At 67.7% G+C, this 12,991-nt stretch carries 24 protein-coding genes; all 24 read left to right on the forward strand.

What is annotated here, in order from left to right:
• The first annotated feature begins 30 nt into the window (after window positions 1-30).
• On the forward strand, window positions 31-339 hold the full coding sequence (gene rpsJ, locus CUT44_RS08265) for a 30S ribosomal protein S10 (RefSeq protein WP_016473429.1): 309 nt from the start codon (window positions 31-33) through the stop codon (window positions 337-339).
• Between the two features lie 14 nt (window positions 340-353).
• Window positions 354-1,001 carry a 50S ribosomal protein L3 gene (rplC, locus tag CUT44_RS08270; RefSeq protein ID WP_100201529.1) on the forward strand — a complete coding sequence of 216 codons (648 nt, stop codon included), beginning with the start codon at window positions 354-356 and terminating at the stop codon, window positions 999-1,001.
• Window positions 1,002-1,006: 5 nt separating this feature from the next.
• Window positions 1,007-1,660, forward strand: coding sequence for a 50S ribosomal protein L4 (rplD, locus tag CUT44_RS08275; protein WP_100201530.1), 654 nt, complete (start codon window positions 1,007-1,009; stop codon window positions 1,658-1,660).
• Entirely contained in the window at window positions 1,660-1,983 is a 324-nt protein-coding gene (gene rplW, locus CUT44_RS08280; protein ID WP_100201531.1) for a 50S ribosomal protein L23, read from the forward strand. Before rplD ends, rplW begins: the two co-directional genes overlap by 1 nt.
• 39 nt (window positions 1,984-2,022) lie before the next feature.
• Entirely contained in the window at window positions 2,023-2,859 is an 837-nt protein-coding gene (gene rplB / locus CUT44_RS08285) for a 50S ribosomal protein L2 (protein ID WP_100201532.1), read from the forward strand.
• A 14-nt stretch (window positions 2,860-2,873) separates the two neighbouring features.
• On the forward strand, window positions 2,874-3,155 hold the full coding sequence (gene rpsS / locus CUT44_RS08290; RefSeq protein WP_100201533.1) for a 30S ribosomal protein S19: 282 nt from the start codon (window positions 2,874-2,876) through the stop codon (window positions 3,153-3,155).
• Between the two features lie 46 nt (window positions 3,156-3,201).
• The gene (gene rplV, locus CUT44_RS08295) at window positions 3,202-3,549 is read left to right on the forward strand and encodes a 50S ribosomal protein L22 (RefSeq protein WP_006130776.1); all 348 of its coding nucleotides are present in this window, start codon (window positions 3,202-3,204) and stop codon (window positions 3,547-3,549) included.
• Window positions 3,549-4,382: a 30S ribosomal protein S3 gene (gene rpsC, locus CUT44_RS08300; RefSeq protein WP_100201534.1), complete on the forward strand. Its 834-nt coding sequence runs from the start codon at window positions 3,549-3,551 to the stop codon at window positions 4,380-4,382. The genes rplV and rpsC overlap by 1 nt, the downstream gene beginning before the upstream one ends.
• A gap of 5 nt (window positions 4,383-4,387) precedes the next feature.
• Window positions 4,388-4,807, forward strand: a complete 420-nt coding sequence (gene rplP / locus CUT44_RS08305; protein ID WP_100201535.1) for a 50S ribosomal protein L16 — start codon at window positions 4,388-4,390, stop codon at window positions 4,805-4,807.
• Complete coding sequence (rpmC, locus tag CUT44_RS08310; protein WP_100201536.1) at window positions 4,807-5,031, forward strand: 50S ribosomal protein L29; 225 nt, start codon at window positions 4,807-4,809, stop codon at window positions 5,029-5,031. Before rplP ends, rpmC begins: the two co-directional genes overlap by 1 nt.
• Complete coding sequence (gene rpsQ, locus CUT44_RS08315; RefSeq protein ID WP_100201537.1) at window positions 5,031-5,318, forward strand: 30S ribosomal protein S17; 288 nt, start codon at window positions 5,031-5,033, stop codon at window positions 5,316-5,318. Before rpmC ends, rpsQ begins: the two co-directional genes overlap by 1 nt.
• Before the next feature lie 101 nt (window positions 5,319-5,419).
• The gene (gene rplN / locus CUT44_RS08320) at window positions 5,420-5,788 is read left to right on the forward strand and encodes a 50S ribosomal protein L14 (protein ID WP_100201538.1); all 369 of its coding nucleotides are present in this window, start codon (window positions 5,420-5,422) and stop codon (window positions 5,786-5,788) included.
• 3 nt (window positions 5,789-5,791) lie between these two features.
• Complete coding sequence (gene rplX, locus CUT44_RS08325; RefSeq protein ID WP_100201539.1) at window positions 5,792-6,115, forward strand: 50S ribosomal protein L24; 324 nt, start codon at window positions 5,792-5,794, stop codon at window positions 6,113-6,115.
• A complete protein-coding gene (gene rplE, locus CUT44_RS08330) occupies window positions 6,115-6,678 on the forward strand; it encodes a 50S ribosomal protein L5 (RefSeq protein WP_100201540.1) in 564 nt (187 codons plus the stop codon). Before rplX ends, rplE begins: the two co-directional genes overlap by 1 nt.
• Before the next feature lie 3 nt (window positions 6,679-6,681).
• Entirely contained in the window at window positions 6,682-6,867 is a 186-nt protein-coding gene (locus tag CUT44_RS08335) for a type Z 30S ribosomal protein S14 (RefSeq protein WP_049567381.1), read from the forward strand.
• Window positions 6,868-7,084: 217 nt separating this feature from the next.
• Window positions 7,085-7,483, forward strand: coding sequence for a 30S ribosomal protein S8 (gene rpsH, locus CUT44_RS08345; RefSeq protein ID WP_093660615.1), 399 nt, complete (start codon window positions 7,085-7,087; stop codon window positions 7,481-7,483).
• Between the two features lie 23 nt (window positions 7,484-7,506).
• The gene (gene rplF / locus CUT44_RS08350; protein ID WP_100201542.1) at window positions 7,507-8,046 is read left to right on the forward strand and encodes a 50S ribosomal protein L6; all 540 of its coding nucleotides are present in this window, start codon (window positions 7,507-7,509) and stop codon (window positions 8,044-8,046) included.
• Window positions 8,047-8,049: 3 nt separating this feature from the next.
• On the forward strand, window positions 8,050-8,433 hold the full coding sequence (rplR, locus tag CUT44_RS08355) for a 50S ribosomal protein L18 (protein ID WP_100201543.1): 384 nt from the start codon (window positions 8,050-8,052) through the stop codon (window positions 8,431-8,433).
• Between the two features lie 43 nt (window positions 8,434-8,476).
• Entirely contained in the window at window positions 8,477-9,082 is a 606-nt protein-coding gene (gene rpsE, locus CUT44_RS08360) for a 30S ribosomal protein S5 (RefSeq protein WP_100201544.1), read from the forward strand.
• Window positions 9,082-9,264: a 50S ribosomal protein L30 gene (gene rpmD, locus CUT44_RS08365; RefSeq protein ID WP_100201545.1), complete on the forward strand. Its 183-nt coding sequence runs from the start codon at window positions 9,082-9,084 to the stop codon at window positions 9,262-9,264. The genes rpsE and rpmD overlap by 1 nt, the downstream gene beginning before the upstream one ends.
• 1 nt (window position 9,265) lies before the next feature.
• Window positions 9,266-9,730 (forward strand): 50S ribosomal protein L15, encoded by a 465-nt coding sequence (gene rplO / locus CUT44_RS08370; RefSeq protein WP_100201546.1) that lies wholly within the window; start codon window positions 9,266-9,268, stop codon window positions 9,728-9,730.
• 207 nt (window positions 9,731-9,937) lie between these two features.
• Window positions 9,938-11,254 carry a preprotein translocase subunit SecY gene (secY, locus tag CUT44_RS08375; protein WP_100201547.1) on the forward strand — a complete coding sequence of 439 codons (1,317 nt, stop codon included), beginning with the start codon at window positions 9,938-9,940 and terminating at the stop codon, window positions 11,252-11,254.
• Entirely contained in the window at window positions 11,254-11,907 is a 654-nt protein-coding gene (locus tag CUT44_RS08380) for an adenylate kinase (protein WP_100201548.1), read from the forward strand. Before secY ends, CUT44_RS08380 begins: the two co-directional genes overlap by 1 nt.
• A 130-nt stretch (window positions 11,908-12,037) precedes the next feature.
• On the forward strand, window positions 12,038-12,874 hold the full coding sequence (gene map, locus CUT44_RS08385) for a type I methionyl aminopeptidase (protein WP_100201549.1): 837 nt from the start codon (window positions 12,038-12,040) through the stop codon (window positions 12,872-12,874).
• Window positions 12,875-12,991: the final 117 nt, after the last annotated feature.

Here is a 12,991-nt window from a genome sequence, read left to right on the forward strand (position 1 = left end):
CGTGACGAGAGACAGGACTACGAAGTAGCCATGGCGGGACAGAAGATCCGCATCCGGCTCAAGGCCTACGACCACGAGGTCATCGACAACTCGGCGAAGAAGATCGTCGAGACGGTGACCCGCACTGGTGCGTCGGTCGCGGGCCCGGTGCCGCTGCCCACAGAGAAGAACGTGTACTGCGTCATCAAGTCGCCGCACAAGTACAAGGACTCGCGCGAGCACTTCGAGATGCGCACCCACAAGCGCCTGATCGACATCCTCGACCCGACGCCCAAGACCGTTGACTCGCTGATGCGCCTGGACCTGCCGGCCGGCGTCGACATCGAGATCAAGCTCTGAGAGGCCCGGAAGAGATGACCACGAAGCAGATCAAGGGCGTCCTGGGCGAGAAGCTCGGCATGACCCAGGTCTGGGACGAGAACAACCGTGTCGTCCCGGTCACTGTCGTCAAGGCCGGCCCCTGTGTCGTCACCCAGGTGCGCACCGCTGACAAGGACGGCTACGAGGCCGTCCAGATCGCCTTCGGCGAGATCGACCCGCGCAAGGTGAACAAGCCCCTCAAGGGCCACTTCGCCAAGGCCGACGTGCCCCCGCGCCGTCACCTGGTGGAGCTGCGCACCGCGGACGCCGCCGAGTACGCGCTCGGCCAGGAGATCACCGCCGAGGTGTTCGAGTCCGGCACCAAGGTCGACGTGACCGGCAAGAGCAAGGGCAAGGGCACCGCCGGCGTCATGAAGCGCCACGGCTTCGCCGGCCTCGGCGCCGGCCACGGCACCCAGCGCAAGCACCGCTCGCCCGGTTCCATCGGCGGCTGCGCCACCCCGGGCCGCGTGTTCAAGGGCCTGCGCATGGCCGGCCGCATGGGCAACGAGCGGGTCACCACCCAGAACCTGACCGTCCACGCCGTTGACGCGGAGAAGGGACTGCTGCTCATCAAGGGCGCGGTTCCCGGTCCGAACGGCGGCCTCGTCCTGGTCCGTACCGCGGCCAAGGGGGCCTGAGGTAGATGAGCACCATTGACATCCTTTCGCCGGCAGGCGACAAGGCCGGGACCGTCGAGCTCCCCGCGGAGATCTTCGACGCGCAGGTCAGCGTTCCGCTGATCCACCAGGTCGTCGTCGCCCAGCTGGCCGCTGCCCGCCAGGGCACGCACAAGACCAAGACCCGCGGCGAGGTCCGCGGCGGCGGCAAGAAGCCGTACCGCCAGAAGGGCACCGGCCGCGCCCGCCAGGGCTCGACCCGCGCGCCGCAGTTCGCCGGCGGTGGCGTCGTGCACGGTCCGGTGCCGCGCGACTACTCGCAGCGCACCCCGAAGAAGATGAAGGCCGCCGCCCTGCGCGGTGCCCTCTCCGACCGGGCGCGCCACGACCGCGTCCACGTCGTCACCGGCGTGGTCGAGGGCGAGGCCCCGTCCACCAAGGCCGCCAAGGGCCTGCTCGGCAGGATCAGCGAGCGCAAGAACGTGCTGCTGGTCGTCGAGCGGAGCGACGAGGCCGCGTGGCTGTCCGCCCGCAACCTGCCCCAGGTCCACATCCTGGAGCCGGGTCAGCTGAACACCTACGACGTGCTCGTCTCCGACGACGTGGTCTTCACCAAGGCCGCCTTCGAGAGCTTCGTGGCCGGCCGTACGGCTGCCGAGCGCGAAGGGAGCAACGCCTGATGAGTGAGGCGACCGTCACCAGCAAGACCTTCTCCGACCCCCGCGACATCCTGATCAAGCCGGTGGTCTCGGAGAAGAGCTACGCGCTGCTGGACGAGAACAAGTACACGTTCGTCGTCGACCCGCGTGCCAACAAGACCCAGATCAAGCAGGCCGTCGAGACGGTCTTCTCGGTCAAGGTCACCGGGGTCAACACGATCAACCGGCAGGGCAAGCGCAAGCGCACTCGGACCGGCTACGGCAAGCGCGCCGACACCAAGCGCGCCATCGTGACCCTCGCCGAGGGCGACCGTATCGACATCTTCGGCGGTCCGGTCTCCTGACGGAGGCCGTACCGTCCGATATCGGACGAGGACTGAGAAATGGGTATCCGCAAGTACAAGCCGACGACTCCGGGCCGTCGTGGCGCCAGTGTCGCCGACTTCGTCGAGATCACGCGGTCCACGCCGGAGAAGTCGCTGGTCCGCCCGCTGCACAGCAAGGGCGGCCGTAACAACGCCGGTCGTGTGACCGTCCGCCACCAGGGCGGTGGCCACAAGCGCGCCTACCGTGTGATCGACTTCCGCCGTCACGACAAGGACGGCGTGCCGGCCAAGGTCGCGCACATCGAGTACGACCCGAACCGCACCGCGCGCATCGCGCTGCTGCACTACGCCGACGGCGAGAAGCGCTACATCCTCGCCCCGGCCGGTCTGAAGCAGGGCGCCCGCGTCGAGAACGGTCCCGGTGCCGACATCAAGCCCGGCAACAACCTGGCGCTGCGCAACATCCCGGTCGGTACGACCATCCACGCCATCGAGCTGAGCCCCGGCGGCGGCGCGAAGTTCGCCCGCTCCGCCGGTGCCTCCGTGCAGCTGCTGGCGAAGGAGGGCCGCATGGCCCACCTCCGCATGCCCTCCGGTGAGATCCGCCTGGTCGACGTGCGCTGCCGCGCCACCGTCGGCGAGGTCGGCAACGCCGAGCAGTCGAACATCAACTGGGGCAAGGCCGGCCGCATGCGCTGGAAGGGCGTCCGCCCGACCGTCCGCGGTGTGGTCATGAACCCGGTCGACCACCCGCACGGTGGTGGTGAGGGCAAGACCTCCGGTGGTCGTCACCCGGTCTCGCCGTGGGGCAAGAAGGAAGGACGTACTCGCTCGCCGAAGAAGGCCAGCAACAAGTACATCGTCCGCCGCCGCAAGACGAACAAGAAGCGCTAGGAGGCGGGTTTTCGATGCCGCGCAGTCTCAAGAAGGGGCCCTTCGTCGACGACCACCTGATCAAGAAGGTGGACACGCAGAACGACGCAGGCACCAAGAACGTCATCAAGACCTGGTCCCGCCGCTCGATGATCGTCCCGGCCATGCTGGGCCACACGATCGCGGTGCACGACGGCCGCAAGCACGTCCCGGTGTTCGTCACCGAGTCGATGGTCGGCCACAAGCTCGGCGAGTTCGCGCCGACCCGCACCTTCCGCGGCCACGAGAAGGACGACCGCAAGTCGCGGCGTCGCTGATCTGCGGAAACAGCGAAGACCAATGACTGACACCGAAGGGACGACCATGGAAGCCAGGGCCCAGGCGCGGTACATCCGCGTCACGCCCATGAAGGCCCGCCGTGTGGTGGACCTCATCCGTGGCATGGATGCCACGGAGGCTCAGGCGGTCCTGCGTTTCGCTCCGCAGGCCGCGAGCGTGCCCGTGGGCAAGGTGCTCGACAGCGCCATCGCCAACGCCGCGCACAACTACGACCACACCGACGTCGACAGCCTGTTCATCTCCGAGGCCTATGTCGACGAGGGCCCGACCCTGAAGCGGTTCCGGCCGCGCGCCCAGGGCCGTGCCTACCGGATCCGTAAGCGGACCAGCCACATCACGGTGGTCGTCAGCAGCAAGGAAGGAACCCGGTAATGGGGCAGAAGGTCAACCCGCACGGGTTCCGGCTGGGCATCACCACCGACTTCAAGTCGCGCTGGTACGCCGACAAGCTCTACAAGGACTACATCAAGGAAGACGTCGAGATCCGCCGCCTGCTCACGCAGGGCATGGAGCGGGCCGGCATCTCCAAGGTGGAGATCGAGCGCACCCGCGACCGCGTCCGCGTCGACGTTCACACCGCCCGTCCGGGCATCGTGATCGGCCGCCGCGGCGCCGAGGCGGAGCGCATCCGCGGTCGGCTGGAGAAGCTGACCGGCAAGCAGATCCAGTTCAACATCCTCGAGGTGAAGAACCCGGAGACGGACGCCCAGCTGGTGGCCCAGGCCGTCGCCGAGCAGCTGTCCTCCCGCGTCTCCTTCCGCCGTGCGATGCGCAAGTCGATGCAGAGCACGATGAAGGCCGGCGCCAAGGGCATCAAGATCCAGTGCGGTGGCCGCCTCGGCGGCGCCGAGATGTCCCGCTCCGAGTTCTACCGCGAGGGCCGGGTCCCCCTGCACACCCTCCGCGCCAACGTGGACTACGGCTTCTTCGAGGCCAAGACGTCCTTCGGCCGGATCGGTGTGAAGGTCTGGATCTACAAGGGCGACGTCAAGAACATCGCCGAGGTCCGTGCCGAGAACGCCGCGGCCCGCGCCGGCAACCGCCCGTCGCGCGGTGGTGGCGGCAACGACCGCCCGCGCCGCGGTGGCGAGCGCGGCGGCCGCGGACGCAAGCCGCAGCAGGAGCGGACCGAGGCCCCCAAGGCCGAGGCGAGCACCTCCGCTCCGGCCGCCGAGAGCACCGGCTCTGCCGGGAAGGAGGCCTGACCGTCATGCTGATCCCCCGCAGGGTCAAGCACCGCAAGCAGCACCACCCCAAGCGCAGGGGCATGGCCAAGGGTGGCACCGAGGTCGCGTTCGGCGAGTACGGCATCCAGGCCGTCACCGCCGCCTACGTGACCAACCGGCAGATCGAGGCCGCGCGTATCTCCATGACGCGGCACATCAAGCGTGGCGGCAAGGTGTGGATCAACATCTACCCGGACCGTCCGCTGACCAAGAAGCCCGCCGAGACCCGCATGGGCTCCGGCAAGGGCTCGCCGGAGTGGTGGGTCGCGAACGTCAAGCCCGGTCGGGTGATGTTCGAGCTTTCCTACCCGAACGAGAAGATTGCTCGTGAGGCGCTCACCCGCGCTGCTCACAAGCTTCCGATGAAGTGCCGGATCGTTCGGCGCGAGGCAGGTGAGTCGTGATGGCGGCCGGTACCAAGGCGAGCGAGCTGCGCGAGCTGAGCGACGAGGAACTCGTCGGGAAGCTGCGCGAGGCCAAGGAGGAGCTGTTCAAGCTCCGTTTCCAGGCGGCGACCGGACAGCTGGAGAACAACGGCCGGCTGAAGGCCGTCCGTAAGGACATCGCCCGGATCTACACCCTGATGCGGGAGCGCGAGCTCGGCATCGAGACGGTGGAGAGCGCCTGATGAGCGAGACGAATGTGACTGAGACTGCCAACAGCAAGCGCGGCTTCCGCAAGACCCGTGAGGGTCTGGTCGTCAGCGACAAGATGGACAAGACCGTCGTCGTCGCCGTCGAGGACCGCGTCAAGCACGCCCTGTACGGCAAGGTCATCCGCCGTACGAACAAGCTCAAGGCGCACGACGAGCAGAACGCCGCGGGTGTCGGCGACCGGGTCCTCCTGATGGAGACCCGGCCGCTGTCCGCGACCAAGCGCTGGCGCGTCGTCGAGATCCTCGAGAAGGCCAAGTAACCCCCGAGAGCACTTCTCGGGACGAGTTCCGCCAGGCTCGGTGAGGTGCGCGCGGCACCGCGCGCACCCACCGGGAACCGGCAGACGATCAGGAGATAGACGTGATCCAGCAGGAGTCGCGACTGCGCGTCGCCGACAACACGGGAGCGAAGGAGATCCTCTGCATCCGTGTTCTCGGTGGCTCCGGCCGCCGCTACGCGGGTGTCGGGGACGTCATCGTCGCCACCGTCAAGGACGCGATCCCCGGTGGCAACGTGAAGAAGGGCGACGTCGTCAAGGCCGTCGTCGTGCGCACCGTCAAGGAGCGCCGCCGCCCGGACGGCTCGTACATCCGCTTCGACGAGAACGCCGCCGTCATCCTCAAGAACGACGGCGACCCCCGCGGCACCCGTATCTTCGGCCCGGTGGGCCGTGAGCTGCGCGAGAAGAAGTTCATGAAGATCATCTCCCTCGCGCCGGAGGTGCTGTAACCGATGAAGATCAAGAAGGGTGACCTGGTCCAGGTCATCACCGGCAAGGACAAGGGGAAGCAGGGGAAGGTCATCGTGGCCTACCCCCGCGACAACCGCGTCCTGGTCGAGGGTGTCAACCGGGTCAAGAAGCACACCAAGGCCGGACAGACCGCCCGTGGCTCGAAGACCGGCGGGATCGTGACGACCGAGGCCCCGATCCACGTGAGCAACGTGCAGCTCGTGGTGGAGAAGGACGGCAAGAAGGTCGTCACCCGCGTCGGTTACCGCTTCGACGACGAAGGCAACAAGATCCGCGTTGCCAAGCGGACCGGTGAGGACATCTGATGACTACCGCCACCAAAGTGCAGCCGCGCCTGAAGGTGCGCTACCGCGAGGAGATCGCGGGCAAGCTGCGTGACGAGTTCGAGTACGGCAACGTCATGCAGATCCCCGGTCTCACCAAGATCGTGGTCAACATGGGTGTGGGCGAGGCCGCCCGCGACTCCAAGCTGATCGAGGGCGCCGTCCGCGACCTCGCCACGATCACCGGCCAGAAGCCGGCCGTGACCAAGGCCCGGAAGTCCATCGCGCAGTTCAAGCTGCGCGAGGGTCAGCCGATCGGTGCCCACGTCACCCTCCGGGGTGACCGCATGTGGGAGTTCCTGGACCGTCTGCTGTCGCTGGCGCTGCCGCGCATCCGCGACTTCCGCGGTCTGTCGCCCAAGCAGTTCGACGGCCGGGGCAACTACACCTTCGGTCTCACGGAGCAGGTCATGTTCCACGAGATCGACCAGGACAAGATCGACCGGGTCCGAGGCATGGACATCACCGTGGTCACCACGGCGAACACCGACGAGGAGGGCCGCGCCCTGCTGCGTCACCTCGGATTCCCGTTCAAGGAGGCCTGAGCAGTGGCCAAGAAGGCTCTGATCGCCAAGGCGGCCCGCAAGCCCAAGTTCGCGGTGCGTGGTTACACGCGCTGCCAGCGCTGCGGCCGTCCCCACTCCGTCTACCGCAAGTTCGGCCTGTGCCGTGTGTGCCTTCGTGAGATGGCCCACCGCGGCGAGCTGCCGGGCGTCACCAAGAGCTCCTGGTAGGTCCGCTCCGGCGGACCCCAGGGACTCTCGGTAAGAGCATCCTGGCCGGCGAACGCCCGCCCCGCGTGCCCTAGGCTTGTGGGCTGGGCGCTCGCCGTCCATGACCGTCTTACTACGCCGTAGGTCCCCGCACCGCACCCGTCCCGTCGCTTCCCGCGTACGGGGAGAGGGACGGCGCATACAGGAAACCCCGGCGAGAGAGGCCGAAGGCCATCACATGACCATGACCGATCCGATCGCAGACATGCTGACGCGTCTGCGAAACGCGAACTCGGCGTACCACGACACCGTCGTGATGCCGCACAGCAAGATCAAGTCGCACATCGCGGAGATCCTCCAGCAGGAGGGCTACATCACCGGCTGGAAGGTCGAGGACGCCCCGGTGGGCAAGAACCTCGTCCTGGAGCTCAAGTTCGGGCCGAACCGCGAGCGTTCGATCGCCGGCATCAAGCGCATCAGCAAGCCGGGTCTGCGGGTCTACGCGAAGTCCACCAACCTGCCGAAGGTGCTCGGCGGCCTGGGAGTGGCGATCATCTCCACCTCCCACGGTCTCCTCACCGACAAGCAGGCTCAGAAGAAGGGCGTGGGTGGGGAAGTCCTCGCCTACGTCTGGTAGCGGAAGGGAACGGAGGTAAGGCAATGTCGCGTATCGGCAAGCTCCCCATCCAGGTTCCCGCCGGTGTGGACGTCACCATCGATGGCCGTACGGTCGCCGTGAAGGGCCCCAAGGGCACCCTGGCGCACACCGTCGCCGCCCCCATCGAGGTCGCCCGGGACGAGGACGGCACGATCCGTGTCACCCGTCCCAACGACGAGAGCCGGAACAAGGCCCTGCACGGTCTGTCCCGCACGCTGGTGGCGAACATGATCACTGGCGTGACCCAGGGGTACACCAAGCAGCTCGAGATCAGCGGGGTCGGCTACCGCGTCCAGGCCAAGGGCTCCAACCTGGAGTTCTCCCTGGGCTACAGCCACCCGATCCTGGTCGAGGCCCCCCAGGGCATCACCTTCAAGGTGGAGTCCCCGACGAAGTTCAGCGTCGAGGGCATCGACAAGCAGCAGGTCGGCGAGATCGCCGCGCGGATCCGCAAGCTGCGCAAGCCCGACCCGTACAAGGCCAAGGGCGTCAAGTACGCGGGCGAGGTCATCCGCCGCAAGGTCGGAAAGGCTGGTAAGTAAGCCATGGCATACGGTGTGAAGATCGCGAAGGGCAGCGCCCGCAAGGCCGTCGCTGTCAAGCGGCGCCACATCCGCGTCCGCAAGAAGGTCTCGGGCACCCCCGAGCGTCCGCGCCTGGTGGTGACGCGTTCCAACCGTCACATGGTGGCGCAGGTCGTCGACGACGTCGCGGGCCACACGCTCGCCTCGGCCTCGACCCTGGACAGTTCGATCCGCGGCGCCGACGGCGACAAGAGCGAGCTGGCCAAGAAGGTCGGAGCCCTGGTCGCCGAGCGGGCGAAGGCCGCGGGCATCGAGGCCGTCGTGTTCGACCGCGGTGGCAACAAGTACGCCGGGCGGATCGCCGCCCTGGCCGACGCCGCCCGCGAGGCCGGGCTCAGGTTCTGAGCCGGTCCCCACGCAAGCGGACGCATAGAGAGAGGTAAATCCAATGGCTGGACCCCAGCGCCGCGGTGGCGGCGCCGGTGGCGGCGAGCGGCGGGACCGACGGGACCGGCGGGACGGCGGCGCGGCCGCCGAGAAGACCGCGTACGTCGAGCGGGTCGTCGCGATCAACCGCGTCGCCAAGGTTGTGAAGGGTGGTCGTCGCTTCAGCTTCACCGCGCTGGTCGTGGTGGGCGACGGTGACGGCACCGTGGGTGTCGGATACGGCAAGGCCAAGGAGGTGCCGGCCGCCATCGCCAAGGGTGTGGAGGAGGCCAAGAAGCACTTCTTCAAGGTCCCCCGGATCCAGGGCACCATCCCCCACCCGATCCAGGGTGAGGAGGCCGCGGGTGTCGTGCTGCTCAAGCCGGCTTCGCCCGGTACCGGTGTGATCGCCGGTGGCCCGGTGCGCGCCGTGCTGGAGTGCGCGGGCATCCACGACGTGCTGAGCAAGTCGCTCGGCTCGTCCAACCCCATCAACATCGTGCACGCCACGGTGGCCGCTCTGAAGGGCCTGCAGCGTCCCGAGGAGATCGCCGCCCGCCGCGGTCTGCCGCTGGAGGACGTCGCTCCCGCCGCTCTGCTGCGGGCGCGGGCTGGGGTGAGTGGCTGATGGCTCGTCTGAAGGTCACCCAGACCAAGTCCTACATCGGCAGCAAGCAGAACCACCGGGACACCCTGCGTTCGCTCGGCCTCAAGCGAGTGAACGACACGGTCGTCAAGGAGGACCGCCCCGAGATCCGCGGCATGGTGCAGACCGTCCGCCACCTCGTGACGGTCGAGGAGGTCGACTGACATGGCTGAGTCTCCCGCGAGCAAGCCGCTGAAGGTCCACAACCTCCGGCCCGCCCCGGGCGCCAAGACCGCCAAGACCCGTGTCGGTCGTGGTGAGGCGTCCAAGGGCAAGACCGCAGGCCGTGGCACCAAGGGCACCAAGGCCCGCTACCAGGTTCCGGAGCGCTTCGAGGGTGGGCAGATGCCGCTGCACATGCGGCTGCCCAAGCTCAAGGGCTTCAAGAACCCGTTCCGCACCGAGTACCAGGTCGTCAACCTGGACAAGCTGTCGGCCCTGTACCCGGAGGGCGGCGACGTCACCGTCGCCGACCTGGTGGCCAAGGGCGCGGTGCGCAAGAACCAGCCCGTGAAGGTGCTGGGCAACGGCGACATCTCCGTGGCCCTGCGGGTGACCGTCGACAAGGTCTCCGGTTCCGCCAAGGAGAAGATCACCGCCGCCGGCGGTACGGTCGACGAGCTCGCCTGAGCACGTTCGGCCGAGTGACACGGCAAACCGGGGGCGCCCATGGGAACGGGCGTCCCCGGTCGGCCGTTCCAAGGGGGGCATGCTCGCCGGTAAGGTGGCGTGCGTTATTGACCTCCGCAGGTTTGCCCTGTGGAATCTGAATGTTTTATCCGTTGATCCTCACGACCGTAACCTCTCGCGTGTGACGCGGGGGGCGCAGGAGGCACCGTGCTCACCGCGTTCGCCCGGGCGTTCAAGACGCCCGACCTGCGCAAGAAGCTGCTCTTCACCCTGGGCATCATGGTGCTCTTCCGGCTCGGGGCACACGTCCCCGCCCCAGGGGTGAGCTTCGAGAACGTCAACCTGTGCGTGAAAGAGGCCGAGAGCGCCGGCGCCGGCCTCTTCGGCCTGGTGAACATGTTCAGCGGTGGCGCGCTGCTGCAGTTGACGATCTTCGCACTCGGGATCATGCCGTACATCACGGCGAGCATCATCCTGCAGCTGCTGGTGGTGGTGATCCCGCGGCTGGAGGCCCTGAAGAAGGAGGGGCAGTCCGGCCAGGCGAAGATCACGCAGTACACCCGTTACCTCACCGTGGCGCTCAGTGTGCTCCAGGCCACCGGTCTGGTGGCGACGGCGCGCAGCGGCAGCCTCTTCGCACAGTGCTCCGTCCGGGACCAGATCATCCCGGACGACTCGATCTTCACCACGATCACCATGGTGATCGCCATGACCGCCGGTGCCACGCTGATCATGTGGCTGGGCGAACTGATCACCGACAAGGGCATCGGCAACGGCATGTCGATCCTGATGTTCGTGTCGATCGCGGCCGGCTTCCCCGGCGCCCTGTGGGCCATCAAGCAGCAGGGCAACCTCGCCGACGGCTGGATCGAGTTCGGCGTGGTGATCGTCTGCGGTCTGGCGATGGTCGGACTGGTGGTCTTCGTCGAGCAGGCCCAGCGCCGCATCCCGGTGCAGTACGCCAAGCGGATGATCGGGCGCCGCTCCTACGGCGGAACCTCCACCTACATCCCGCTCAAGGTGAACCAGGCGGGTGTCATCCCCGTCATCTTCGCGGCCTCGCTGCTCTACATTCCGGCGCTGATCGTCCAGTTCAGCGGTTCCCAGGCGGGCTGGGCAGACTGGATCAACCAGCACTTCGTCCGGGGTGACCACCCCTACTACATCATCACGTACTTCGTGCTGATCGTCTTCTTCGCCTTCTTCTACGTCGCCATCTCCTTCAACCCCGAAGACGTTGCCGACAACATGAAGAAGTATGGTGGCTTCATTCCGGGTATCCGGGCAGGTCGCCCCACGGCCGAGTACCTGAGCTACGTGCTGAACCGCATCACGTGGCCCGGTTCGCTCTATCTGGGCCTGATCGCTCTGGTGCCCACCGTCGCGCTGGTGTTGTTCAACGCGAATCAGAACTTCCCGTTCGGCGGGACCAGCCTCCTCATCATCGTGGGCGTTGGTCTGGAGACCGTGAAGCAGATCGAGAGCCAGCTGCAGCAGCGCCATTACGAAGGGTTCCTCCGCTGATGCGAATCGTCCTCGTCGGGCCGCCGGGCGCGGGCAAGGGTACGCAGGCCGCGTACCTGGCCAAGAACCTGTCCATTCCGCACATCTCCACCGGTGATCTCTTCCGTGCCAACATCAGCCAGGGCACCCCGCTCGGGCAGAAGGCGCAGGAGTACATGCGCGCCGGGCAGCTCGTGCCGGACGAGGTCACCATCGGCATGGCCAGGGGTCGCATGGCGGAGCCGGACGCGGCCGACGGCTTCCTGCTCGACGGCTTCCCGCGCAACCTCTCCCAGGCCGAGGCCCTGGACGGGATCCTGCGCGGGACGGGGACGAAGCTGGACGCGGTGCTCGACCTGGAGGTCCCCGAGGACGAGGTCGTGAAGCGGATCGCCGGACGGCGGATGTGCCGCAACGACAGCACGCACATCTTCCATGTCGAGTACACCCCGCCGAAGACCGAGGGCGTCTGCGACGTCTGCGGCGGCGAGCTGTACCAGCGCGAGGACGACAGCGAGGACACCGTCCGCAAGCGCCTGGAGGTCTACCACACGGAGACCGAGCCGATCATCGACTACTACAAGGCGCAGGAGCTGGTCGTGACCATCTCGGCGCTCGGCAAGGTCGACGAGGTGACCAGGCGCGCGATGGAGGCGCTCGGCCGTTCCGCCTAGCGGTGCGAGGATGACGGCGACCGGCCGCGGTGCCCCGTTCGGGTGCCGCGGCCGTATCGTGTAGAGATGGGCCCGGTGCGTCGCGCCGGGTGATCGTGACCGAACCGAACAGCTGGAAGGCGTCAGCCGCATGGTGGAGCTCAAGACCCCCGAGCAGATCGCGAAGATGCGCGCGGCAGGTCTGGTCGTCGCCGCGATGCACGCCGCGTGCCGCGAGGCGGCGGTACCGGGCGCGACCACCAGGGAGCTGGACGAGGTCGCCGCCAAGGTGCTCGCCGACCACGGCGCCAAGCCGAACTTCCTCGGCTACGGCGGCTTCCCCGGCAACATCTGCACCTCCGTGAACGACGTCGTCGTGCACGGCATCCCGGACAGCGAGACGGTCCTGAAGTCCGGCGACATCATCTCCGTCGACGCCGGCGCGATCGTCGACGGCTGGCACGGGGACGCGGCGATCACCGTCTTCGTCGGCGAGGGGCACGCCCCGGAGCTGCACGAGCTGAGCCGGGTCACCGAGGAGTCCATGTGGGCCGGCATCGCGGCCATGCGCAAGGGCAACCGGCTGGTGGACGTCTCCAAGGCGATCGAGGGCTACATCCGCCGCCAGCCCCGTCCGGCCTCCGGCCGCTACGGGATCATCGAGGACTACGGCGGGCACGGCATCGGCAGCCAGATGCACATGGACCCGCACCTGCTGAACTACGTCGACCGCCGCCGGGGCCGCGGCCCGCGGCTGGTGCCGGGGATATGTCTGGCGATCGAGCCGATGGTCGGTCTGGGCACCGCCAAGACCCACGTCCTGGACGACGAGTGGACGGTCAAGACCGACGACGGCTCCTGGGCCTGCCACTGGGAGCACTCGGTGGCCCTGACCGAGCAGGGGCCGCTGGTGCTGACCGCGCCGGACGGCGGCAGGGCGAAGCTGGCCGAGTACGGCGTCACGGCCGCCCCCGATCCGCTGGCCTGAGCCCTCCGGGGCTCGCCCGGGCGAGCGGAACGGCTTCCGTGCCCGCTGTTTTCTTTCCCTGGTTCTTCCCTCCGGGCCGCATAAGGATCTACCCGGATGGGCATACATCCCCGATTC

The sequence above is a fragment of the Streptomyces carminius genome (assembly GCF_002794255.1).
GTDB lineage: Bacteria > Actinomycetota > Actinomycetes > Streptomycetales > Streptomycetaceae > Streptomyces > Streptomyces carminius.